This window comes from Cupriavidus sp. 05T42, from assembly GCF_056396345.1.
On sequence record NZ_JBFTLH010000006.1, the window covers coordinates 212067 to 234693 of the forward strand.

The 22627-nt window shown below is 66.8% G+C and carries 20 protein-coding genes and 1 other RNA gene; 17 read left to right on the top strand and 4 right to left on the bottom strand.

Annotated features, from left to right (window positions below; genetic code table 11):
- Nucleotides 1–67: 67 nt before the first annotated feature.
- Nucleotides 68–166, bottom strand: an RNA gene (ffs, locus tag AC1EJR_RS10625) — signal recognition particle sRNA small type.
- Between the two features lie 154 nt (nucleotides 167–320).
- On the opposite strand from ffs, the gene AC1EJR_RS10630 reads away from it, so the two are divergent.
- The 11 genes from AC1EJR_RS10630 to AC1EJR_RS10680 all read left to right on the top strand — a co-directional run bounded on the left by AC1EJR_RS10630 (nucleotide 321) and on the right by AC1EJR_RS10680 (nucleotide 13614).
- Complete coding sequence (locus tag AC1EJR_RS10630) at nucleotides 321–2831, top strand: adenosylcobalamin-dependent ribonucleoside-diphosphate reductase (protein WP_477147036.1); 2511 nt, start codon at nucleotides 321–323, stop codon at nucleotides 2829–2831.
- 42 nt (nucleotides 2832–2873) lie between these two features.
- Nucleotides 2874–5210, top strand: coding sequence for a DNA polymerase III subunit gamma/tau (locus tag AC1EJR_RS10635; RefSeq protein WP_477147037.1), 2337 nt, complete (start codon nucleotides 2874–2876; stop codon nucleotides 5208–5210).
- 78 nt (nucleotides 5211–5288) lie between these two features.
- Nucleotides 5289–5615, top strand: a complete 327-nt coding sequence (locus tag AC1EJR_RS10640) for a YbaB/EbfC family nucleoid-associated protein (protein ID WP_092289733.1) — start codon at nucleotides 5289–5291, stop codon at nucleotides 5613–5615.
- A gap of 25 nt (nucleotides 5616–5640) precedes the next feature.
- Nucleotides 5641–6255, top strand: coding sequence for a recombination mediator RecR (recR, locus tag AC1EJR_RS10645; RefSeq protein ID WP_092289731.1), 615 nt, complete (start codon nucleotides 5641–5643; stop codon nucleotides 6253–6255).
- A gap of 23 nt (nucleotides 6256–6278) precedes the next feature.
- Entirely contained in the window at nucleotides 6279–7184 is a 906-nt protein-coding gene (locus tag AC1EJR_RS10650; RefSeq protein WP_092289729.1) for a LysR family transcriptional regulator, read from the top strand.
- Nucleotides 7185–7381: 197 nt separating this feature from the next.
- A complete protein-coding gene (locus AC1EJR_RS10655) occupies nucleotides 7382–8578 on the top strand; it encodes a CaiB/BaiF CoA transferase family protein (RefSeq protein ID WP_477147038.1) in 1197 nt (398 codons plus the stop codon).
- Nucleotides 8575–9543 carry a hydroxymethylglutaryl-CoA lyase gene (locus AC1EJR_RS10660; protein WP_092289725.1) on the top strand — a complete coding sequence of 323 codons (969 nt, stop codon included), beginning with the start codon at nucleotides 8575–8577 and terminating at the stop codon, nucleotides 9541–9543. The genes AC1EJR_RS10655 and AC1EJR_RS10660 overlap by 4 nt, the downstream gene beginning before the upstream one ends.
- A gap of 53 nt (nucleotides 9544–9596) precedes the next feature.
- Nucleotides 9597–10574: a Bug family tripartite tricarboxylate transporter substrate binding protein gene (locus tag AC1EJR_RS10665; protein ID WP_092289723.1), complete on the top strand. Its 978-nt coding sequence runs from the start codon at nucleotides 9597–9599 to the stop codon at nucleotides 10572–10574.
- A 251-nt stretch (nucleotides 10575–10825) separates the two neighbouring features.
- On the top strand, nucleotides 10826–11869 hold the full coding sequence (locus AC1EJR_RS10670) for an ABC transporter substrate-binding protein (protein WP_092289721.1): 1044 nt from the start codon (nucleotides 10826–10828) through the stop codon (nucleotides 11867–11869).
- Nucleotides 11870–11974: 105 nt separating this feature from the next.
- The gene (locus AC1EJR_RS10675; RefSeq protein ID WP_477147039.1) at nucleotides 11975–12787 is read left to right on the top strand and encodes an ABC transporter ATP-binding protein; all 813 of its coding nucleotides are present in this window, start codon (nucleotides 11975–11977) and stop codon (nucleotides 12785–12787) included.
- 35 nt (nucleotides 12788–12822) lie between these two features.
- Nucleotides 12823–13614: an ABC transporter permease gene (locus AC1EJR_RS10680; RefSeq protein ID WP_441593546.1), complete on the top strand. Its 792-nt coding sequence runs from the start codon at nucleotides 12823–12825 to the stop codon at nucleotides 13612–13614.
- An 82-nt stretch (nucleotides 13615–13696) separates the two neighbouring features.
- Here AC1EJR_RS10680 and AC1EJR_RS10685 read toward each other — a convergent pair whose 3' ends face one another.
- Nucleotides 13697–14671, bottom strand: a complete 975-nt coding sequence (locus AC1EJR_RS10685; protein WP_092289715.1) for an NADPH:quinone oxidoreductase family protein — start codon at nucleotides 14669–14671, stop codon at nucleotides 13697–13699.
- Between the two features lie 151 nt (nucleotides 14672–14822).
- On the opposite strand from AC1EJR_RS10685, the gene surE reads away from it, so the two are divergent.
- From surE to AC1EJR_RS10710, 5 genes are read left to right on the top strand one after another with little or no spacing between them, the layout of a single operon-like run.
- Nucleotides 14823–15575 (top strand): 5'/3'-nucleotidase SurE, encoded by a 753-nt coding sequence (surE, locus tag AC1EJR_RS10690; protein ID WP_441593547.1) that lies wholly within the window; start codon nucleotides 14823–14825, stop codon nucleotides 15573–15575.
- A gap of 49 nt (nucleotides 15576–15624) precedes the next feature.
- A complete protein-coding gene (locus AC1EJR_RS10695) occupies nucleotides 15625–16530 on the top strand; it encodes a protein-L-isoaspartate(D-aspartate) O-methyltransferase (protein WP_092289711.1) in 906 nt (301 codons plus the stop codon).
- Nucleotides 16531–16538: 8 nt separating this feature from the next.
- Nucleotides 16539–17420 (top strand): peptidoglycan DD-metalloendopeptidase family protein, encoded by an 882-nt coding sequence (locus tag AC1EJR_RS10700; RefSeq protein ID WP_477147040.1) that lies wholly within the window; start codon nucleotides 16539–16541, stop codon nucleotides 17418–17420.
- 6 nt (nucleotides 17421–17426) lie between these two features.
- Entirely contained in the window at nucleotides 17427–18602 is a 1176-nt protein-coding gene (gene rpoS / locus AC1EJR_RS10705; RefSeq protein WP_092289708.1) for an RNA polymerase sigma factor RpoS, read from the top strand.
- The gene (locus AC1EJR_RS10710) at nucleotides 18599–19441 is read left to right on the top strand and encodes a 3'-5' exonuclease (protein ID WP_092289706.1); all 843 of its coding nucleotides are present in this window, start codon (nucleotides 18599–18601) and stop codon (nucleotides 19439–19441) included. The genes rpoS and AC1EJR_RS10710 overlap by 4 nt, the downstream gene beginning before the upstream one ends.
- On the opposite strand, the gene AC1EJR_RS10715 is transcribed toward AC1EJR_RS10710, so the two are convergent.
- The gene (locus AC1EJR_RS10715; protein WP_477147041.1) at nucleotides 19438–20292 is read right to left on the bottom strand and encodes an endonuclease/exonuclease/phosphatase family protein; all 855 of its coding nucleotides are present in this window, start codon (nucleotides 20290–20292) and stop codon (nucleotides 19438–19440) included. The two genes, AC1EJR_RS10710 and AC1EJR_RS10715, sit on opposite strands and share 4 nt — an antisense overlap.
- 168 nt (nucleotides 20293–20460) lie before the next feature.
- Between AC1EJR_RS10715 and rlmD the strand changes: the two genes are divergently transcribed.
- Nucleotides 20461–21789 (top strand): 23S rRNA (uracil(1939)-C(5))-methyltransferase RlmD, encoded by a 1329-nt coding sequence (rlmD, locus tag AC1EJR_RS10720; protein WP_092290831.1) that lies wholly within the window; start codon nucleotides 20461–20463, stop codon nucleotides 21787–21789.
- 84 nt (nucleotides 21790–21873) lie between these two features.
- Here rlmD and AC1EJR_RS10725 read toward each other — a convergent pair whose 3' ends face one another.
- Nucleotides 21874–22575 (bottom strand): Bax inhibitor-1/YccA family protein, encoded by a 702-nt coding sequence (locus tag AC1EJR_RS10725; protein ID WP_477113324.1) that lies wholly within the window; start codon nucleotides 22573–22575, stop codon nucleotides 21874–21876.
- Nucleotides 22576–22627: the final 52 nt, after the last annotated feature.

Consider the following 22627-nt stretch of genomic DNA (forward strand, 5'->3'; position numbering starts at 1 on the left):
GAGTGTGTGACGTGTAACGCGAACGGCTACGAAGATGTGCCGCGAAGGAATGCAGCAAAAGAATATGGGGGACGAGCCTGACCCTCGGCACTGATGGAAAACGGCTGTGGCTGCTTCGTTCCCGACCTGACCAGGTTGACCGCGCCACCATGCGAGGAGGCCCGTCCGACCGGCATTGTATCGCAACCGGCCGGCGGCGTCCCGAAATTAGTTGGAATACGATTTGTTCTAGCTAGTTTGATCTGACGCAGGCTGTGCGCCGGAGGATCGCTGGCAGCATGGCGGACTGGAAAAATCGTTCCATCTKAATGAGCCAGGACATGAACGCAAACGACCAGATCTTGCGCGGCGCGCTGGCGCCGCAGGACATCTCCACCGAAGTGCTGCTGGAGAAGTACGCCAAGGGCGAGGAAAGCACCATTGCCGATGTGCGTGCCCGCGTGGCGCGTGCGCTGGCGGAGGCCGAGCCGGCCGACCGGCGCGAGATGTGGGGCGCGCGCTTCCTCTGGGCGCTGGAGAACGGCTTCGTGCCGGCGGGGCGGATCAATTCCGCCGCTGGCACGGGTATCCAGGCCACGCTGATCAACTGCTTCGTCCAGCCCGTGGGCGACTCGGTTTCCGAGGCGCGCGACGGCAAGCCCAGCATCTACGCGGCCGTGGCCCAGGCGGCCGAGACCATGCGGCGCGGCGGCGGGGTGGGCTACGACTTCTCGGCCATCCGCCCCGGCGGGGCGCTCGTGCGCGCGACGCACTCGCGCGCGTCCGGGCCGGTGTCGTTCATGAAGGTGTTCGATGCTTCCTGCGCCACCGTGGAGTCCGCCGGCGCCCGGCGTGGCGCGCAGATGGGCGTGCTGCGCTGCGACCACCCCGATATCGAGAGCTTTATCCACGCCAAGGACCAGGGCGACCTCACCAACTTCAATATCTCGATCGGCGTGACCGATGCGTTCATGCAGGCCGTGGAGGCAGATGGCGAGGTGGAACTGGTCCACGAGGCCGAGCCGGGCATGGACATGATCGCCGCCGGCGCCTATCGGCGTGATGACGGCCAGTGGGTCTACCGCCGCGTGCCGGCCCGCCAGCTCTGGGACCAGGTCATGCAGGCCACGTATGACCATGCCGAGCCGGGCATCCTGTTCCTGTCGCGGATCAACGCGGACAACAATCTCTATTACTGCGAGACCATCGAGGCGACCAACCCGTGCGCGGAGCAGCCGCTGCCGTCGTATGGCTGCTGCTGCCTCGGGTCGATCAACCTGACCGGCTTCGTGCGCCAGCCGTTCACGGCCGAGTCCTATTTCGATTTCGAGGCCTTCGCCGAGGTCGTGCGGGTGTCCACGCGCATGCTGGACAACGTGCTGGACGTCACGTTCTGGCCGCTGCCCGAGCAGGAGGCCGAGGCCCGCGCCAAGCGCCGCATCGGCCTGGGCTTCCTGGGGCTGGGGAGCGCGCTGGTGATGCTCGGCCTGCGCTACGACGGCGATGCCGCGCGCGAGCTGGCCGGGCGGATTTCGGAAGCCATGCGCGACCATGCCTACCTGGCATCGGTGGAGCTGGCCGACGAGAAGGGCGCCTTCCCGCTGTTCGAGGCCGACCAATACCTGGCCGGCGGCTTCGTGAGCCGGCTGCCCGAGGCCGTGCGCGACGCCATCCGGGCGCATGGCCTGCGGAACTCGCACCTGCTCTCCATTGCCCCAACGGGCACGATCACGCTGGCATTTGCCGATAACGCGTCGAATGGCATCGAGCCGGCGTTTTCGTGGACCTACAACCGCCGCAAGCGGATGCCGGACGACAGTTACCGATCGTTCGAGGTGGCCGATCACGCCTGGCGACTGTATCGCCACATGGGCGCCGACATGGAGCGGCTGCCGGAGAGCTTCGTCACCGCGCTCCAGATGTCGGCGCTGGACCATATGCGCATGCTGGAGGCGGTGCAGCCCTATATCGACACCAGCATCAGCAAGACCGTCAACGTGCCGGAGGACTATCCGTACGAGGCCTTCCGCAACCTCTACCTGGAGGCCTGGAAGGCCGGCCTGAAGGGGCTGGCGACCTATCGGCCCAACAGCGTGCTGGGCGCCGTGCTCTCGGTCACGCCTGCCGCCGCCCCGGCGACGGCCTCCACCGCCACCACGGCCACCCCKGACGACGATCCGCTGACGCGCCCGTTCAACAGCCGGCCGCTCGGAGACCTGGAAGGCGTGACGTCCAAGGTGGAGTATCTGACCTACGAGGGCCACAAGACCGTCTACCTGACCGTGAACTTCATGCGGGTCTCGGGCGTCATCGATGGCAAGCCGGTGACGGTGGAGCGGCCGCTCGAGTTCTTCATGCCGGCGGGCCAGCGCACCGAGGGGCAGCAGTGGATCACCTCGACCATGCGGCTGCTGTCGATGGTGGCGCGCTCCGGCGGCCCGGTGGCCAAGGCACTGGCGGACATGCGCAACGTGGTCTGGGACAAGGGCACGGTCCGATATGGTGCATTGGTGCGCCAGGACGGCACCGAGGTGCCGCGTTTCCATGATTCMGAGGTGGCCGCCATCAGCTACGCGCTCCAGCGCATCCTGATCAAGCGCGGGTTCCTGGACGAGGACGGCGCCCAGGTGCCGGCGGCGGCGCTGGCGGCCCGGCTGGCCGGGCGGGACGCGTTCCAGGCTGGCGAGCCGGCCCTGGCGCTGGCCGGCAACCCGACGCGGCCGGCCCCGGCCGGCCACAACCCCGGCGTGGGCACCGGCAAGCCTTGCCCCGAGTGTGGCGCCCACGCCMTGCACAAGGTGGATGGCTGCGCCAAATGCGCCAATTGTGGCTACGTGGGGGAGTGCGGTTAATCGGCGCCATTCGGGGCGGCGCGTTTTGCTACAATCGCCGCMATGAGTTATCAAGTTCTAGCGCGCAAATGGCGCCCCAGGGATTTCACCACGCTGGTGGGCCAGGAGCACGTGGTCCGCGCGCTCACGCACGCGCTGGAACAGCAGCGGCTGCATCACGCCTACCTGTTCACCGGCACCCGTGGCGTGGGCAAGACCACGCTCTCCCGGATCCTGGCCAAGGCCCTCAACTGCACCGGCATTGACGGGGCGGGCGGCATCACGGCCCAGCCGTGCGGCCAGTGCAAGGCCTGCCAGGAGATCGACAGCGGCCGTTTCGTCGACTACATCGAGATGGACGCGGCGTCCAACCGGGGTGTGGACGAAATGGCGCAACTGCTGGACAAGGCGGTCTACGCGCCGACCGTGGGCCGATTCAAGGTCTACATGATCGACGAAGTCCACATGCTGACCAACCACGCCTTCAACGCGATGCTGAAGACGCTGGAAGAGCCGCCCGGACACGTCAAATTCATCCTCGCCACCACCGATCCGCAGAAGATTCCGGTCACGGTGCTGTCGCGCTGCCTGCAATTCAACCTGAAACAGATGCCGCCGGGGCATATCGTCTCGCATCTGGACCATATCCTGGGCCAGGAAGGCATCGGCCATGACGGCAACGCGCTGCGGCTGCTGGCCCAGGCGGCCCATGGGTCGATGCGCGACGCGCTGTCGCTGACCGACCAGGCCATCGCCTATAGCGCCGGGCAGGTCTCCGAGGAGGCCGTGCGCGGCATGCTCGGCGCCATCGACCAGAGCTACCTCGTGCAATTGCTGGACGCGCTGGCAGCCGAGGACGGCGCCGCCATGCTCGGGATTGCCGATGCGATGGCGGACCGCAGCCTGTCGTTCGCCGGCGCGCTGCAGGATCTGGGCTCGTTGCTGCACAAGGTGGCGCTGGCGCAGGCCGTGCCGGCGTCCGTGCAGGACGAATGGCCCGAGGCTGACGAAGTACGACGGCTGGCCGGCGTGTTCGACGCCCAGGAAGTGCAGCTGTTCTACCAGATTGCCAATATTGGCCGCAACGAACTGGCACTGGCGCCGGACGAGTACGCCGGCTTCACCATGACGCTGCTGCGCATGCTGGCCTTCCGGCCGTCCGCCAGCCCGGCGACGGTGGGCGGGCAGGGCGGTGGCGGCCAGCAGCAAGTTGCCCGACCGCGCCCCGCCGCGCCGGCAGCACCCGCGCCGCGTGTGGCGGCTGCGCCGGTGGCGATGGCCCCGGCTGCTGTTCCGGTTGCTGTGCCCACGCCTGCCGCTGTTTCGGCTCCGGTGGCGCCAGTCGCTCCGGTGCAGGCCGCCGAGCCGGTTCGACCCGCACCCGTGGCACCTTCTGTCCGCGCCGCCGAGCCGGTGACACCGGTCCGGGCCGAAGCGCCCGTGCCATCCGCTCCGGCGCCGGTAGCCGATGCCGCCGCGATGTCGCCCGCCAAGGCCGCCTTGCTGGCCGCCCGCCAGGCCACGGCTGGCCGTGGCGGCGCGCGGMCGATGTCGGCGCCCGCTGCGGCGGCAGCGCCGAGCCCGCGTCCTGCTGCCCAGCCGTTGCGTCCGCCTGCGGCGGCGCGCCCGGCCACGGCCGTCACGCCGGCACGGGAAGCGCCGGCTGCACCCGCCGCCCAGCCGCTCAAGCCAGTCCAGACGCCCCAACCGGTGCCATCCGCCCCGGCCGCGAAGTCGGCCAKCGGCGAAGTGCCGCCTTGGGAGGAATTGCCCCCCGATTTGCCGGTGATCGGCCCGTACGACAGCGATCCGGGCTATGACCCGAGCTTCGGCGGCTACGACAGCGGTTTCGAGTCGGACTCGTTCGAACCCGCGCCGCGCGCCAGCCGCGCCGCACCACAGGCCAAGCTGGCTCGCCGGCCGGAGCCGGAGGCCGCCGCACAGCCCGCTCAGCCGGCTGTGCAACTGGCGCCTGCGATTCCGCCCGTGGCGCCGAGTGCCGCCGATGACGGCACGCCGCCCGTGTTCACCGACGACTGGCCGACGCTGGCCGCCACGCTGCCGCTCAAGGGCTTGGCCCAGCAGTTGGCGTTCCAGAGCGAGTTGCACCGCGTGGTCGGCCGCACCCTGCACCTGCGCGTGCCGGTGGCGGCCATCGCCGAAAACAATGTCGCCGAACGGCTCCAGGCCGCGCTGGTCGAGCAATTCGGCGTGGAAGTGCGCGTGCAGTGCGACATTGGCGCTGTCACGCACACGGCGGCTGCTGTCGATGCAGCGGCACGGGCCGAGCGCCAGCGCGAGGCCGAGTCCACGATTGACGGCGATCCGTTCGTGCAGGGGCTGTTGCGCGAGTTCGGCGGGCAGATCGTGCCCGGCTCCGTCCAGCCACGCGCCGCCTGACAACTATTCCCGGGGCGGCCAGACCAGCACCACCGGCGCCGCCCCGCCATCCACACATATTGATTCAGGAGTATCCCCATGATGAAAGGTCAACTGGCCGGGCTGATGAAGCAAGCCCAGCAGATGCAGGAAAACATGAAGAAGATGCAGGAGCAGCTGGCCCTGATCGAGGTTGAGGGCCAGTCCGGCGCCGGTCTCGTGAAGGTGCTGATGACCTGCAAGAACGACGTGAAGCGCGTGACCATCGACCCGAGCCTGCTGGCCGACGACAAGGACTTGCTGGAAGACCTCGTCGCCGCCGCGTTCAACGACGCCGTGCGCAAGGCCGAGGCCACCACGCAGGAGAAGATGGGCTCGATGACGTCCGGCCTGCCGCTGCCCCCGGGCTTCAAGCTGCCGTTCTGATGACGCATCTGACAGGGGCGCGCCGATGAGAGCGGCGCCGCCCACCTCGCTGCAGGCGCTGATCGAGGCGCTCAAGGTGCTGCCCGGCGTGGGGCCGAAGTCCGCCCAGCGCATGGCCTATCACCTGCTGCAGCACGACCGCGACGGCGCACGCAAGCTTGGCGACGCGCTGCGCGGTGCTGCCGACGGCATCCGCCATTGCGAGCGCTGCAACACCTTCACCGAGCAGGAGATCTGCGAGACGTGCCGTGACACCGCGCGCGACGCCTCGCTGCTTTGCGTGGTGGAGACGCCGGCCGACCAGGTGATGATCGAGCAGACGCTGACCTATCGCGGCCAGTATTTCGTGCTGATGGGGCGGCTCTCGCCGCTCGACGGCATCGGCCCGAAGGACATCCACCTGGACCGGCTGCTGGCCCGCGCCACGGACCCCGAACTCGGCGGACCGGTGGGCGAGGTCATCGTGGCCACTAATTTCACGAGCGAGGGCGAGGCCACTGCGCACTACATCGGCGAGATGCTGAAGTCGCGCGGGCTCAAGGTGTCGCGGCTGGCGCGCGGCGTGCCCGTGGGCGGCGAACTCGAATACGTGGACGCGGGCACCATCGCTCGCGCCGTCATGGACCGGCGTAGCCTGTAGGTATCGGACTTCCTCGGACAAACATGAATCTGGCGCGCTTCGACCTCGTGACGCTTGGCCTGTTCGTGGCCGTGGCCCGACAGGGCAGCATCTCGGCCGGCGCGCGCCAGTCGCACCTGGCCGTGGCGGCCGCCAGCAAGCGGATTTCAGATCTCGAAGCCGCCGTGGGCGCGCCGCTGTTCTTCCGCCACGCCGCCGGCGTGCAACTGACCGAGGCCGGACAGGCCTGCTACCACCATGCGCTGACCATCCTCCAGGACGTGGAACGGATGGCTGGCGTGATGTCGGACTACGCGTCCGGCGTGCGCGGGCAGGTGCGCGTGTGCGCCAACACCTCGGCCATTACCCAGTTCCTGCCGGACGACCTCGCGGCGTTCATGCGCCAGCATCCGACCATCCGCATCGAGCTGGAGGAGCAGAACAGCAGCGAGATCGTCGCCGCGCTGGTCGAAAACCGCGCCGATGTCGGCATCTTCGCCGATCGCACGCCAAGCTCCGGGCTGGTGACCGTGGAATACCGGCAGGACGAGTTGGTCATCATCACGCCGCCCGGGCATCCGCTGTCCGAGCGCGGGCCCGTGCATTACGCCGATACGCTCGAATACGACTTCGTGAGCTTGCCTCAGGTGACCTCGCTGGCGGCGCGGCTGCTCGAGGAAAGCAGCCGGCTGGAGCGGCAGTTCCGGCTGCGCATCCAGGTGCGCAGCTTCGACGCGATGTGCCGCATGGTCATGGCCGGGCTGGGCGTGGGCGTGCTGCCGCGCATCGCGGCCGAGCCGCACGTGAAATCGATGGGGCTGTCGCTGGTGCCGCTGCAGGACGCCTGGGCGCGCCGCTCGCTGCTGATCGGCATGCGCGATCCGGCCGGGCTGACCGTGTCGGCGCGGCTGCTCATCACCCATCTCTGCGGCGACCGCGCGCCGTTCTAAGGCGATCTCCGCGCCATCCCCCGGGATCCCCGGGCGAACTCCGGGTAAGCCCGCCCCTTCGCGTTCCGAGAAAGCCCGCTTGCCGGAATGCCGATTCCGTCGCCCGCGCCGCTGGTGCACACTCCGACCCAACATGAAAAGCCAGTCCCGCAGATCGATGCGGCGCGGCAGCCACGGTCATCACGGAGACACCTCACATGGCGCAACAGATTCTCGAAGGCATTCGCGTCCTGGAACTGGGACAACTGATTGCCGGCYCCTTTGCCGCCAAGACCCTCGCGGATTTCGGCGCCCACGTGGTCAAGGTGGAGCCGCCCGGCCAGGGCGACCCCCTGCGCAAGTGGCGCATGATCCACGAGGACACCTCCGTCTGGTGGGAAGCGCAGTCGCGCAACAAGCAGTCCATCGCCATTGACCTCCGTCAGGCGGAAGGCCAGGCGCTGGTGCGCAAGCTGGCCACCGAGGCCGATGTCCTGATCGAAAACTTCCGCCCCGGCACCATGGAAAAGTGGGGTCTGGGCTGGGACGTGCTCCACGCCGCCAATCCGAAGCTGATCATGGTGCGGGTGTCCGGCTACGGCCAGACCGGCCCGCGMCGGGACGAACCCGGCTTTGCCGCCGTGGCCGAGGCCATGAGCGGCCTGCGTTACCTGACCGGCGAGCCGGGCCGGCCGCCGGTGCGCGCCGGGCTCTCGCTGGGCGATACCATCGCCGGCCTGCATGGCGCCCTCGGTGTGCTGCTGGCCCTGTACGAGCGCGATGCGCGCGGCGGGGTGGGGCAGGTGATCGACGTGGCGCTCTATGAGTCGCTGTTCAACCTCAGCGAAAGCCTGCTGCCCGAGTACTCGGCCTTTGGCGCCGTGCGCCAGCCGGCTGGCGGCGCGCTGCCGGGCATCGCGCCGTCCAACGCCTATCCCTGCGGTTGCGGCGAATATGTGCTGATTGCCGCCAATGGCGACGCAATCTTCCGCCGCCTGATGGCTGCGATGGGCCGCGCGGACCTCGGCGAAGATCCCGCGCTGGCCCGCAACGACGGCCGCGTGAAGCGCGTGGACGAGATCGACGCCGCCATCGCCGCCTGGACCCAGACCCAGACCGTCGAGTCCGCACTGGTGGTGCTGCGCGAGGCCGACGTGCCGTCCGGCCGCATCTACACGGTCAAGGACATCGCCGAAGACCCGCACTACCGGGCGCGCGGTGTGATCGAAACCGTGACGTCGGCCCGGGGGCTGAGCGTGGAAGTGCCGGGCATCATCCCGAAGCTGTCCGCCAACCCCGGGGCCATCCATGACCGCGCGCCCACGCTGGGCGAGCATACCGATGCCGTGTTGGCCGAATCCGGCTTCGACGCGGCCGCCATCGCCGACCTGCGCGCCCGAGGAGTGATCGCATGAGTGCCCAACGTTATCCGCTGGCCGGGCCGGCCAAGATCGAAATCAACGATGTGGCGCCGCGTGACGGCCTGCAGATCGAGCCGGTGGTCGTGCCGACCGAAGGCAAGGTGGCCTTCGTCAACGCGCTGGCCCACTGCGGTTTCGCGCGCATCGAGGCGACGTCGTTCACATCGGCCCGCGCCATTCCCGCGCTGGCCGATGCCGAGGCCGTGATGCACCAGATCGAACGCGTGCCGGGCGTGGCCTACACGGTGCTTGTGCCGAACCTGCGCGGGCTGGAGCGCGCGCTGTCGTGCCAGCCGGACGAGGTGAACCTCGTCATGTCGTGCAGCGAAACCCACAACCGCGCCAACCTGCGCATGACGCGCGAGCAGTCCAAGGCGCAGTTGACGGCGATGATCGACGAGGCCGGCAAGGCTGGCGTGCCGGTGAACGTGTCGCTTTCCACGGTGTTCGGCTGCCCGTTCGAGGGCGATATCCCCGAGGCCGATGTGATGGCCCTGGCGCGCCGATTTGCCGATGCGGGTGCTTCGGGCATCACTTTGTGTGATACCACGGGCATGGCCTATCCGAACCAGGTGGCGGCGATGTGCGAGGCATTCCAGCGCGCGCTGCCGCAGACCGGGCTGACCATCCACCTCCACAACACGCGCGGCATGGGCCTGGCCAATGCCATCGCGGCCTGGCAGACCGGCGTCACGCGCTTCGACGCGGCCGCCGGCGGCCTGGGCGGCTGCCCGTACGCGCCCGGCGCGAGCGGCAATGTCAGCACGGAAGAACTCGTCCACATGTTCGCGTCGATGGGCGTGGACACCGGCGTAGACCTGGACGGCCTGCTGGCCGTGGTCGGGGGCCTGCCGGCACTGGTTGAGCGCGAAATTTCCAGCCAGCTGCTGCGCGCCGGCCCGCGCCTGCGCACCCATCAACCCCCGGCCTGGATGGCTGAGCACTTCGCCGGGCAGTAACGCCAGAGATTCAGATCCCTTCGCTTCCCTATATAACAAGCACGGAGACAACCATGAACCGCAAGACTCAACTGACGGCCGCCGCGCTGCTGGCTGGCATGACACTCGTACCTGCCGCCCAGGCGCAGGACAGCACCTATCCCAACAAACCGGTGATGCTGGTGGTGTCCGCCGCGGCCGGTGGCACGACGGACATCGCCGCGCGCCTGATCTCGGAGCCGCTGTCCAAGGCACTCGGCCAGTCGGTCGTCGTCGACAACAAGCCGGGCGGCAACGGCACCATCGCCGCGCAGGCCGTGCAGCGCGCCAAGCCGGATGGCTACACGCTGCTGGTGCAGTATTCGGGCTACCACGTGATCACGCCGCTGCTGACCAAGCAGCCGTGGGATCCGGTGAAGGACTTCGCGCCCGTGGCGAACCTGCTGTCCGCCCCGCAGGTGCTGGTGGTGCGGCCGAGTCTGCCGGTCCACTCGCTCAAGGAACTGGTGGCCTACGCCAAGGCGAATCCGGGCAAGCTCAACTACGCGTCGTCGGGCAATGGCTCGCTCCAGCACGTGTCCACGGAATTGCTGAACCTGCAGGCCGGCACGAAGATTACCCATGTGCCATACAAAGGTACCGGCCCGGCGATGACCGACCTGCTGGGCGGCAACGTCGACCTGACCATCACCACGCCGCCGCCGCTGATGGGCCATATCGCCGCCGGCAAGCTGCGCCCGCTGGTGGTGACCAGCAAGACGCGCCTGCCTAGCCTGAAGGACGTGCCGTCGGCACCGGAGGCGGGCTATCCCGACCTGGACGTGTCGTCGTGGTTCGCCATGTACGCGCCGGCCGGCACGCCGAAGCCCGTCATCGACAAGCTGACTTCGGAGATCGAGAAGATCATGAAGTCCGATGCCTTCCGCAAGAAGGCCGAGGAACTGGGCGCCGAGGCGCGCTACATGAACCCGCAGCAGCTTGATCAGTACCAGCGGGCCGAACTGACGCGCTGGGGCAAGGTCATCAAGTCCGCCGACATTCACGCGGAGTAAAGCGGAGGAGGTCACGGAGCCAGACATTCCGACCATGGCAAGGTGATCGAAAGGCGGCGCACGTACACTGTGCGCCGCCGCGCTGCGTTTACGGCCGGCATTGCGTTGCGTTGGCAATGTCCGCCAAATGTCTGCATCGTCCGGTAGGTGTTGATCCCGATGCGGGCACCGGCCGCGGCCGGTAGCATCGCAATTTGCCGCAAGGCGGCACGCAACGAACAAAAACAGGTAGTCAGGTAGGAGAGCATCTCATGTACGACAAGACATTCTGGAAGCGGGCGCTGATCGCACTGGCCCTGTTCCTGGCCGGGTGGTTCACCTTCAGCAGCGCGCAGGCGCAGGGCAAGCCCGAGAAGACCAAGGTGACCATCGCCGTGGGGGGCAAGAATCTCTTCTATTACCTGCCGCTGACGATTGCCGAGCGCCTGGGCTACTTCAAGGAAGAGGGCCTGGACGTGGAAATCGTCGACTTCGCCGGCGGCGCCAAGGCGCTCCAGGCCGTGGTCGGCGGTAGCGCGGACGTGGTGTCCGGCGCCTACGAGCACACCATCAACCTGCAGGCCAAGGGCCAGCAGTACCAGGAATTCGTGCTCCAGGGCCGTGCGCCGCAGATCGTGCTGGTGGTGTCGAACAAGACCATGCCGAACTTCAAGTCGATTGCCGACCTGAAGGGCAAGAAGATCGGCGTGACCGCGCCGGGTTCCTCGACCAATATGATGGCCAACTTCGTGCTGGCCAAGTCGGGCCTGAAGCCGTCGGACGTGTCGTTCATCGGCGTGGGCGCCAGCGCCGGCGCGGTGGCCGCCATGCGCTCGGGCCAGATCGACGCGATGGCCAACCTGGATCCGGTGGTGTCGATGCTGACGCAGAAGAACGAGGTGAAGATCGCCTCGGACACCCGCACGCTCAAGGAAACCCAGGCGGTGTTCGGCGGGAATATGCCGTCGGGCTGCCTGTATGCCTCGACCGCCTTCATCCAGCAGAACCCCAACACCACGCAGGCGATGACCAATGCCATGGTCCGCGCGCTCAAGTGGCTGCAGAAGGCTGGCCCGTCGGACATCGTGAAAACCGTGCCCGAGAGCTACCTGCTGGGCGACCGCGCGCTCTATCTGGCCGCCTGGGAGCAGGTCAAGGAAGCCATCTCGCCGGACGGCACGATGCCGGCTGATGGCCCKAAGACGGCGCTGAACACCTTGCAGCAGTTCGATCCTGAGCTGAAGGGCAAGTCGATCAAGCTCGAGAACACGTTCACGAACACGTTCGTCCAGCGCGCCAACGCCAAGTACAAGTAATCGACAAGTCAGCGCACCCGCCTTCACACCGCCCGCCGCGCGCGCAACGCTCGGCGGGCTTGTGTTTTCTCTGAGTCCAGTTTTTCGACGAGTTTTCTTCGAGCAATGAGCACGCCCGCACTTTCCCTCGAGAACGTTACCTGCACCTTCGTCTCGCGCGAGGACCGCAGCCAGCGCTACACCGCCGTGCGCGATGTCACGCTGTCCATCCAGCCCGGCGAGTTCGTCTMGGTGGTGGGCCCCACGGGCTGCGGCAAGTCCACGCTGCTGAACGTCGGCGCCGGCCTGCTGGAGCCTTCCAGCGGCACCGTGCGCGTGTTCGGCGAGCCGCTGGTCGGCATCAACCGCCGCGCCGGCTATATGTTCCAGTCCGAGGCGCTGATGCCGTGGCGCAGCGCACTGGACAACGTGATTGCCGGCCTGGAATTCCGCGGCGTGCCGCGCGCCGAGGCCGAGGCGCAGGGCGAGGAATGGCTACGCCGCGTGGGCCTGGGTGGGTTTGGCGACCGCTATCCGCACCAGCTCTCGGGCGGCATGCGCAAGCGCGTGAGCCTGGCGCAGACGCTGGTGCTGGACCCGGACATCATCCTGATGGACGAGCCGTTCTCGGCGCTGGACATCCAGACCCGCCAGCTGATGGAAAACGAGGTGCTGGACCTCTGGGCCGCCAAGCGAAAGGCCGTGCTGTTCATCACGCACGACCTGGACGAGGCCATCGCCATGAGTGACCGCGTGGTGGTGCTGTCGGCCGGCCCGGGCACCCATCCGATTGGCGAATTTGCGATCGACCTGCCGCGTCCGCGCGACGTGGCGGAAGTCCGCAACCATCCGCGCTTCGTGGAGCTGCACGCCGCCATCTGGGACGTGCTGCGCGAGGAAGTGCTCAAGGGCTACGCGCAGCAGCGCAAGGTCGCCTGACCCTCTGACGATACAAAAACTCGTAGAACAACGATATGGCATTTCGAGCGGATTCTAAGGGCATGCTGCGTGTGTGGCAGCTGCTGGTGCTGGTGGTGATCCTGGGGGTGTGGCATGCGGCCACGCGCTCGCAAGAGGTGGCGTTCTTCTTCGGCGAACCGCTGATGGTGGCGAAGCGCATCTGGACCTGGTTCGTCGTCGAGCGTGACATCTATATCCACCTGGGCGTGACGCTGCTGGAGACGGTGCTGGCGTTCGGCATCGGCACGGTGGCCGGGCTGGGCGTGGGGCTGTGGCTGGCGTTGAGCCCGTTCACCTCGGCCGTGCTCGACCCGTATGTGAAAGCGGCCAACTCGATGCCGCGCGTGATCCTGGCGCCGATCTTCGCGGTCTGGTTCGGGCTGGGGATCTGGTCGAAGGTGGCGCTGGCCGTGACGCTGGTGTTCTTCATCGTCTTCTTCAACGTCTACCAGGGCGTGAAGGAAGTGAGTCCGGTGGTGCTGGCCAACGCACGCATGCTCGGCGCGAACCAGAAGCAACTGCTGCGCCACGTGTACCTGCCCAGCGCCACGAGCTGGGTGTTCTCGTCGCTGCACACGTCAGTGGGTCTGGCGTTCGTGGGCGCGGTGGTGGGCGAGTACCTGGGTTCCGCGCGCGGCGTGGGCTACCTGATTCTCCAGGCCGAAGGCACGTTCGACATCAACACGGTGTTCGCGGGCATCGTAGTACTGACCGCGTGCGCGCTGGTGCTGGACTGGATGGTGACGGTGGGGGAGAAGCGGCTGATGAAGTGGCAGCCGAGTTCGGGTGAGACCGAAAAACTCTGAAATACTGCGTTAAACGTTGTTGAATTCGCCCTCTCCCGGCCATGTCCAGACAAAGGACAGGCCGGGGAAGGGCGGAGAAGCGTTACGGCATGATGACGATCTTGCCGGTCACCTTGCGCGCTTCCATGTCCTTCAGCGCCTGCGGCGCCTGCTCCAGCGGGTAGCGTGCCGAGATGTGCGGGCGAATCTTGCCTTCCTTCATCCAGCCCAGCATCTGCGCCATATTGGCCTGATTGTTACGTGGCTCGCGACGGGCGAAATCGCCCCAGAACACGCCGACCAGCGACGCGCCCTTGAGCAGGGCCAGGTTCAGCGGCATCTTCGGGATCTCGCCGTTGGCGAAGCCCACCACGAGGTAGCGGCCACGCCAGCCGATCGAGCGGAAGGCCGGCTCGGCATAAATCCCCCCAACCGGGTCATAGATGACGTCCGGGCCCTTGCCGTCGGTCAGCGCCTTGACGCGCTCGCGCAGGTCTTCGGTGCTGTAGTTGATCAGCGCGTCGGCGCCGTGCTCCTTGCAGACCGCCAGCTTCTCGTCGGTAGACGCCGCCGCGATCACCCGCGCGCCAATCGCCTTGCCGATCTCGATGGCCGCCAGGCCCACGCCGCCGGCCGCGCCCAGCACCAGCATCGTCTCGCCAGCCTTCAGCTCGCCCCGGTCCACCACGGCGTGGTGGGAGGTGCCGTAGGTCAGCGTGAAGGCGGCGGCCACGTCGAAGTCGATGCCGGGCGGCATCGGCACCACGGCGCTCGCCGGGGCCTTGGCCTGCGTGGCGAAGGCGCCGTTGCCGAGATAGGCGATGACCTTGTCGCCGGGCTTGACGTGCGTCACGCCCGCGCCCACCGCGTTGACCACGCCGGCCAGCTCCGAACCGGGCGAGAAAGGCAGCGCCGGCTTGGCCTGGTACTTGTTCTGGATGATCAGCACGTCGGGGAAGTTGACCCCGGCGGCCTTGACGTCGATGACGACCTCGCCATCGCCGGGCACGAGGTCCGGGAGGGTGTCGAGCGAAAGGGAATCGGGCGGGCCCCAGGCTTTGCAGAGTACGGCTTTCATCTTGTCTCCGGTGGTGGTGTTGTGGTGTGGCGATGGTCTGCGCTCCGGGAAGTGTAGCGCAAAAAAGCACGATCGTTCTGTTCGCGTCGGGCGGCGGTTCCACGCCGTTTTGGTGCCGCGATGGCCGCTTTGCTCGGGTACAATCGCGGCCATGCATATCCTTCTCGCCAACGACGACGGTTATCTCGCGCCGGGCCTTGCCGTTCTGCATGCCGCGCTCGCCCCGCTTGCGCGCGTGACGGTGATCGCGCCCGAGCAGAACCATAGCGGTGCGTCGAATTCGCTCACGCTGCAACGTCCGCTCTCGGTTTTCGAGGCGCGCGAGGGCGTGCAGAAGGGTTTCCGTTTCATCAATGGTACGCCCACCGACTGCGTGCACGTGGCACTGACCGGCCTGCTCGAGGATCGGCCCGACCTGGTAGTGTCCGGCATCAACCAGGGCCAGAACATGGGCGAGGATGTCCTGTACTCGGGCACCGTGGCCGCCGCCATCGAGGGCTATCTGTTCGGCATCCCGTCCATCGCGTTCTCGCAGGTGGACAAGGGCTGGGAGCACCTGGACGCCGCCGCGCGCGTGGCGCGCGAGATCGTGGAGCGTGTGATCGCCCGCCCGCCCCAGGAGCCGTTCCTGCTCAACGTCAACATCCCGAACCTGCCGTTCGAACATCTGAAGGGCCAGCGCGCCACGCGCCTCGGCAAGCGCCATCCTTCGCAGCCGGTCATCACGCAGGTGAATCCGCGTGGCGATACCAACTACTGGATCGGCCCGGCCGGCGACGCGCGCGACGCGAGCGAAGGCACCGATTTCCACGCCACCGCCAATGGGTTTGTCTCGCTGACGCCGTTGCAGCTCGACCTGACCCATCGCGCGCAGCTCGAACAACTCGGACAGTGGCTGGGGTAGGCGTGTCGTTCGCGTCGGCCCTCCAGTCTTCGATTCCGGTATCGCGCCGATGAGCACCACGCCGCGCCGATCCCGCTTTCCGCTGCCGCTCGATGCGGTAGTCGAACGCAAGCCCGCGCCGAAGCGCACGGCCGGCCTGCCCGCCGTGGGCGGGCGGCATGTGGCCGCGCCCGCGCCGGCGACCGTCAAGCCACGCAAGCCGTCCGCACCGCCTGCGGCCCCGCCGCCACCGGGCAGTGCCGTGGAGGCGCGTGCCTCGGCGGCCACGGCGGGCGGGGGCGGCATGGCGTCCGATCGCGCCCGCACCGCGTTGGCTGCACGGCTGCGTGCCGGCGGCATCCGCGACGAGCGCGTGCTGAGCGCCATCGCCACGGTGCCACGTCATCTGTTCATGGAGCCGGGGCTGGCCTCGCAAGCCTATGAGGACGCCGCGCTGCCGATCGGCCATCAGCAGACCATTTCCAAGCCGTCGGTGGTGGCGCGCATGATCGAACTGCTGCGCGAGGGCCTCACGCCGGACCAGCCGATCCCGCGGGTGCTGGAAATCGGCACCGGCTGCGGCTACCAGGCTGCCGTGCTGAGCCTCGTCGCGCAGGAAGTGTTCTCCATCGAGCGGATTCGTCCGCTCCACGAACAAGCCAAGGCGAACCTGCGTCCGCTGCGCGTGCCGAACATCCGCCTGCATTACGGCGATGGCATGCTCGGGCTGCCGCAGGCCGCACCGTTTTCCGCCATCATCCTGGCCGCGGCCGGGATGGACGTGCCCGAGGCGCTGCTCGGGCAACTGGCGATTGGCGGCCGGCTGATCGCCCCGGTGGTGGCATCCGCACCGGGCGGCCCCGGCCAGACCGTCACCCAGCAGCTCTTGCTGATCGAGCGCCTGAACCGTCATCGGTTTCACAGGACCGCGCTTGAAGCCGTTTTCTTTGTGCCCTTAAAATCGGGCACCATCTGAGTCGAACTATGCACAACATCGTGAAATCGGAACATTTCGCACGTTTGGGACAACGTTTCACCGTCACCGCGCTCGTCGCCCTGCTGGCTGCCTGCGCCAATTCGCCCATGCCCGCCCCGGTGGTGGACCGTACCTCCACCGCAGGTGGACAGGCCGCCGCGTCCGTGGAGCCGGCGCCGCCTGGATACTATCGGGTCAAGCGAGGCGATACCCTTTACCGTATCGCGCTCGAGAACGKGCAGTCGTATCGCGACGTGGCGTCGTGGAACAATATCGGCAATGCGAATCAGATCGAGGTCGGACAACTGCTGCGCGTTGTGCCGCCGAGCGCCGACGCTAACGTAGCCCCGGGCGTCGCCACGGTGCCGGTGGCGCCTGGCACGGTGCAGTCGCAGCCGATTGACGCGGCGCGCCCGGTCGGCACCCCTGTCGGGACCCCCTCCGGCACCACGGCAGCGGCCTCGGTGCCGGCCGCCACGCCCTCGGCCGGTGCATCGGCAGCAGCGGCGGCTTCGGCCCCGGCTGGCGACGTCCGCCTGTCCTGGCCCGCCAGCGGTCAGCTGATCGGAAAATTTGATGACAAAGGTAACAAAGGCATTGATATCGCTGGTAAAAAAGGCGATGCCGTGCTGGCTGCCGACGAGGGTAGGGTGATTCACGTAGGCCCCTTGCGCGGCTACGGGAATCTTGTCATCATCAAACACAACGACACGTATCTCACCGCCTACGGTCATAACGACAAGGTGCTGGTGGCAGAGCAGTCAATGGTCCGCAAGGGCCAGAAGATTGCCGAAATGGGTAACAGTGATACTGACAGGGTCAAGCTGCACTTTGAGGTTCGCAAGAACGGAAAACCGGTCGATCCGATGCGGTATCTGCCGCCACAGTGAGGTTTCATGCCACGCCAGAAAACTGTCTCATCCGGAGTTGTCAGCAGGACCCGTCGTCCCAAGCAGCCGGAAGGAAAGGCTGGTGTGGCGAAATCTGCCGACGTGGTGGACGCCGAGGGCTTCGGCGACGATCCTGCTGCCGAAATGGTCCCGGCTACCGACGAGCCCATCACGCCCGTTTCGCGTGCCGGCCTGCGTGACACCGATCTCGCCACCGACCTGCGCGTAGACGTCGTCGCCGCCGACGACGGCGACGACGATGAAGCCGAGGACGAGGAAGAGGAAGAAGAAGCCGCCGAGGCCGCGCCCGAGCACGACGACTTCAAGACCGTGCTCCACACGGAACTCGCCGCCGACACCGTCCAGCATTACCTGAACCGCATCAGCATCAAGCCGTTGCTGTCCGCGCCGGAGGAACTCCATTTCTCCACGCTGGCCAAGGGCGGGGATTTCTCCGCGCGGCAGGTGATGATCGAGCGAAACCTGCGCCTCGTGGTCAGCATCGCCAAGGGCTACCTGAACCGTGGCGTGCCGCTGCTCGATTTGATCGAGGAAGGCAATCTCGGCTTGATGCACGCCATCGAGAAGTTCGATCCGACCCGTGGTTTCCGCTTTTCCACCTATGCCACGTGGTGGATCCGCCAGAGCATCGAGCGCGCGATCATGAATCAGGCCCGCACGGTGCGGTTGCCGGTGCACGTGATTCGCGAACTCAATCAAGTACTGCGTGCCAAGCGTCATCTTGAAAAAGGTGGCACCGATGGCCGCGACGCCAGCCTCGAGGACATTGCTCATCTCCTCGGAAAGACGCCTGACGAGGTGCAGGACGTGCTGGCACTCAATGAACATACCACCTCGCTCGATACGCCGTTCGATCTCGACCCAGGCTCCAGCCTGCTCGATTTCCTTTCCGACGAGCACAACGCCGCGCCCGACCAGGAAGTGGCCCACCGCGAGTTGGAAAACCTGATGAAGCTTTGGCTGGCCCGCCTGTCGGAGAAGCATCGCTATGTGGTGGAGCGCCGCTTCGGCCTGAACCACATCGAGCCGGCTACGCTCGAGGAGCTGGCCGAGGAAATGGGTCTGACGCGCGAGCGCGTGCGCCAGATCCAGCAGGAAGCGCTGGTCAAGCTCAAGCGGCATTTCGCTTCGCAAGGTGTCAGGAAGGACGCCGTTTTATGACCCCTGTGCTGGTATTCGACATCGAGACGATTCCCGATGTCGCCGGCCTGCGCCGTTTGCATGACCATCCCGCATCKATGAGCGACGCCGAAGTCGCCGAGCATGCGTTTGCCGCCCGCCGGGACAAGACCGGCTCCGACTTCATGCCGCACCACCTGCAGCGCGTGGCTGCCATCTCCTGCGTGCTGCGTCGCACGCAGCGCGATGGGTCCGCCGTGTTCCATGTCGGCTCGCTCGGCACGCTCGAGGATGGTGAGGCCACGCTGATCCAGAAGTTCTACGAACTGATCGCGCGCTACAGCCCGCAACTGGTGTCGTGGAATGGCGGTGGCTTCGACCTGCCCGTGCTCCACTATCGTGGGCTGATCAACGGGGTCGCTGCGCCGCGTTACTGGGAAATGGGTGAGGGCCGCGACGACGACAGCCGCGAGTTCAAGTGGAACAACTACATCAGCCGCTATCACATGCGGCATCTGGACCTGATGGACCTGCTGGCGATGTACCAGCCACGGGCCAGTGCGCCGCTCGACGACCTGGCCAAGCTATGCGGCTTCCCCGGCAAGATGGGGATGGACGGCAGCAAGGTCTGGGAGGCCTACCAGCAAGGCCAGCTCGCCGCAATTCGCGATTATTGCGAGACTGACGTCGTCAACACCTACCTGATGTACTGCCGCTTCCAGTTGATGCGCGGCGGGCTGACGCCGCGCGAGTTCGACATGGAAGTGTCGCTGGTTCAGGAGTCGCTGGCCGAGCTGCCGGGCGAGCAGTGGATGCAGTACCTGCGCGCCTTCCAGCTCAAGCCGATGAGCCCCGAGGACGACGAAGAGCCCGAAATCTAGGCGTCCAGTGTCAGATGGATGGGCTGGTGGTCCGATGCATCGGTCTCGCCGTTGACCTCGCAACGTTGCACTTCGGCGAGCAAATTCTCCGTCACGAACACGAAATCACACGCGAAGGGCGGCTCCGGCCATTGCTTCTTGTCATAGAGGGCGCAGGTCGGCGCGTGGGGCTCGCCCGGGTGGGTGTGGATCCACGCGTCTTGCCAGTTCGGCGTGGCATCGGGGTAGCGCTCGAGCATGGTCCGGTAGGCCACATCCTCCGGCTTGGCGTTGAAGTCGCCGCACAGGATCGCTTCAACGGGCCGTGGCTCCGGCGTGAACGGGCCGGGCCGTGATTCCGATTTGCTGGGCCGCCGCGCGTGATCGCACGCCTCCTTATGCCAGTCGCGCAGGGCGGTAGCCTGGGCCTCGCGTTGGAGCTTCGAATAGAACTCCAGGTGCGTGGAGATCACACGCAGACGCCTGGCGCCAATCTGCACTGTGACCTCCAGCGCCACGCGTGGCATCGACGCCACTTCCGGATCAGCCGGCCAGGGTAATGCATGGCGGAAGACCTCCCGCACCGCGAGCCGAGTCGCGACCACGTTGCCGAACTGGCGATGGCTGCCATCGTTCCCGGTGCGGTCGACGCCCGGCGCGAAGATGACGCGGTAGCCGGGAAGCAGGGCGGTCAGCTCGGCCACCTGATCGCCGCTCGGGTTGCCGGCCATGTCCGTGAAACCCCGCGTGACCTCCTGCAGGCAGATCACGTCGGCGTCGGCCATGCCGCGCATGGTGTCGACGATCCGCGCGAGGTCGACCTTGCCGTCTGCCCCGCGCCCCCATTGGATATTCCACGTAATCAGTTCCATCGCCGTCCTCTATTGCGGCTGCCGTTTGGCGCCGTGACTGGAATACAATCGCGCTTTCGCAAAACAATACGTCAGGTCCCACTGGTGTCTCAAGCCGTGTCTTCACCCGCCCAGCCGGCGACGCAGTCTAGTGTCGCTTCCGCCACAACTCCGGGGTCTCCCGACCCGATCGTCAAGATCGAAAGCCTTGACATGGAGGCGCGCGGCGTCGGCCGCCTGGTCAATGAAGACGGCACGCCGGGCAAGGTGATCTTCGTCGAAGGTGCGCTGCCGGGCGAGACGGTCAGCTATCGCAGTTTCCGCCGCAAGCGGAGCTACGAGCAGGCCCATCTGGTGGAGGTGAAGCAGGCGTCTGTGATGCGCGTGGAGCCGGGGTGCCAGCATTTCGGCGTGTGCGGCGGTTGCTCGATGCAGCACCTGGACGCGCGCGCCCAGTTGGCCATCAAGCAGCGCGTGCTGGAGGACAATCTCTGGCATCTGTCGAAGGTGCGGCCGGACGTCGTATTTCGTCCAATTGCCGGCCCAGACTGGGGCTATCGCTACCGTGCGCGACTGACCGTCCGCTATGTGGCGAAGAGGGGCGGGGCGCTGGTGGGCTTCCACGAGCGCAAGAGCAGTTACGTGGCCGACATGACGCGCTGCGAGATCCTGCCGCCGCATGTGTCCGCCTTGCTGGTGCCGCTGCGCGAGCTGGTCGCGGCGTTGTCGATCCGCGACCGCATGCCCCAGATCGAACTCGCGGTGGGCCAGGAAGTGACGGCGCTGGTGCTGCGCATCCTTGAGCCGCTGACCGATGCCGATAAGGACCTGCTGCGCGCCTTCGCCGACCGCCACAGCGTGCAGTTCTGGCTCCAGCCGAAGGGCCCGGACACGGTCTATCCGTTCTATCCGGCCGATCAGGAACTGGCGTACACGCTGCCCGAGTTCGGCATCCGCATGCCGTTCAAGCCGACCGATTTCACGCAGGTCAATCATCAGATCAACCGTGTGCTGATTGGCCGCGCGCTGCGCCTGCTGGACGCCCAGCCCACGGACCGGCTGCTCGACCTGTTCTGCGGTATCGGCAATTTCACGCTGCCGCTGGCCACGCAGGGCGCATCGGTGATGGGCATCGAGGGCAGCGAGGTGCTAACCACGCGCGCGCTGGCCAATGCCGAGTACAACGGGCTGGCTGGCAAGACGTCGTTCGCCTCCCGCAACCTGTTCGAGGTGACGGCCCAGGATATCGCCGCGCTGGGCCGCTTCGACCGCTGGCTCGTCGATCCGCCCCGCGAGGGTGCGCTGGCGGTCTGCAAGGCGCTGGGTGATCTCAACCAGGCCGGCAGCGACGTGCTGCCGCAGCGCATCGTCTACGTGTCTTGCAACCCGGCCACGCTGGCGCGCGACGCGGGTATGCTGGTGCGCGAAGCCGGCTATCGGCTGGCCGGCGCCGGTGTGGTCAACATGTTCCCGCACACGTCCCACGTGGAGTCGATCGCGGTCTTCGAGCGGGACTGACCGGCGGCGATGCTCATCGCGCAGGCATGAAAAAACCGGCCCGAAGGCCGGTTTTTCGTTTGCAACAACGTTGCGGGTCGTGCGTCAGTCGCGGCTGCCGCCGAAGATGCCGAGCAGCGCCAGCAGGTTCGCGAACACGTTGTAGACGTCGAGGTAGATCGCGAGCGTGGCGGTGATGTAGTTCGTCTCGCCGCCGTTCACGATGCGCTGCACGTCAAACAGGATGTACGCGGAGAAGATGCCKATCGCGATCACGGACACGGTGATCATCAGCGCGGGCATCTGCAGCCAGATGTTGGCCACGCTGGCCAGGATCAGCAAGATCACGCCGACGAACAGGAACTTGCTCATGCCGGAGAAATCGCGCTTGCTGACCGTGGCGACGGACGCCATCGTGGCAAACACGGCCGCCGTGCCGCCGAACGCGTACATGATCAGCGCCGGGCCGTTCGAGAACGACAGCGTCGCGCTGATCAGTCGCGACAGCATCAGGCCCATGAAGAACGTGAACGCCAGCAGCAGGACCACGCCCATGCTGCTGTCCTTGGTCTTCTCGATGCCGTACATGAAGCCGAACGCGACCGCGAAGAAGATCAGGATCGAGAGGCCGGGGCTGCCCGCCATCAGGGTGAAGCCGGAGGCCACGCCGATCCACGCGCCGAGCACGGTCGGGATCATCGAGAGGGCCAGCAGCCAGTAGGTGTTGCGTAGGACCCGATTGCGGACGACGACATCGGTCGCGCCCGCGTTGTTGCCGAAACCGTAGGTGTTCAGCTTGTTGTTCATGGTGACTCCTGTCATCAATGTTCGGTGAGGCGCCGGGTGAGACCCGGGCGGC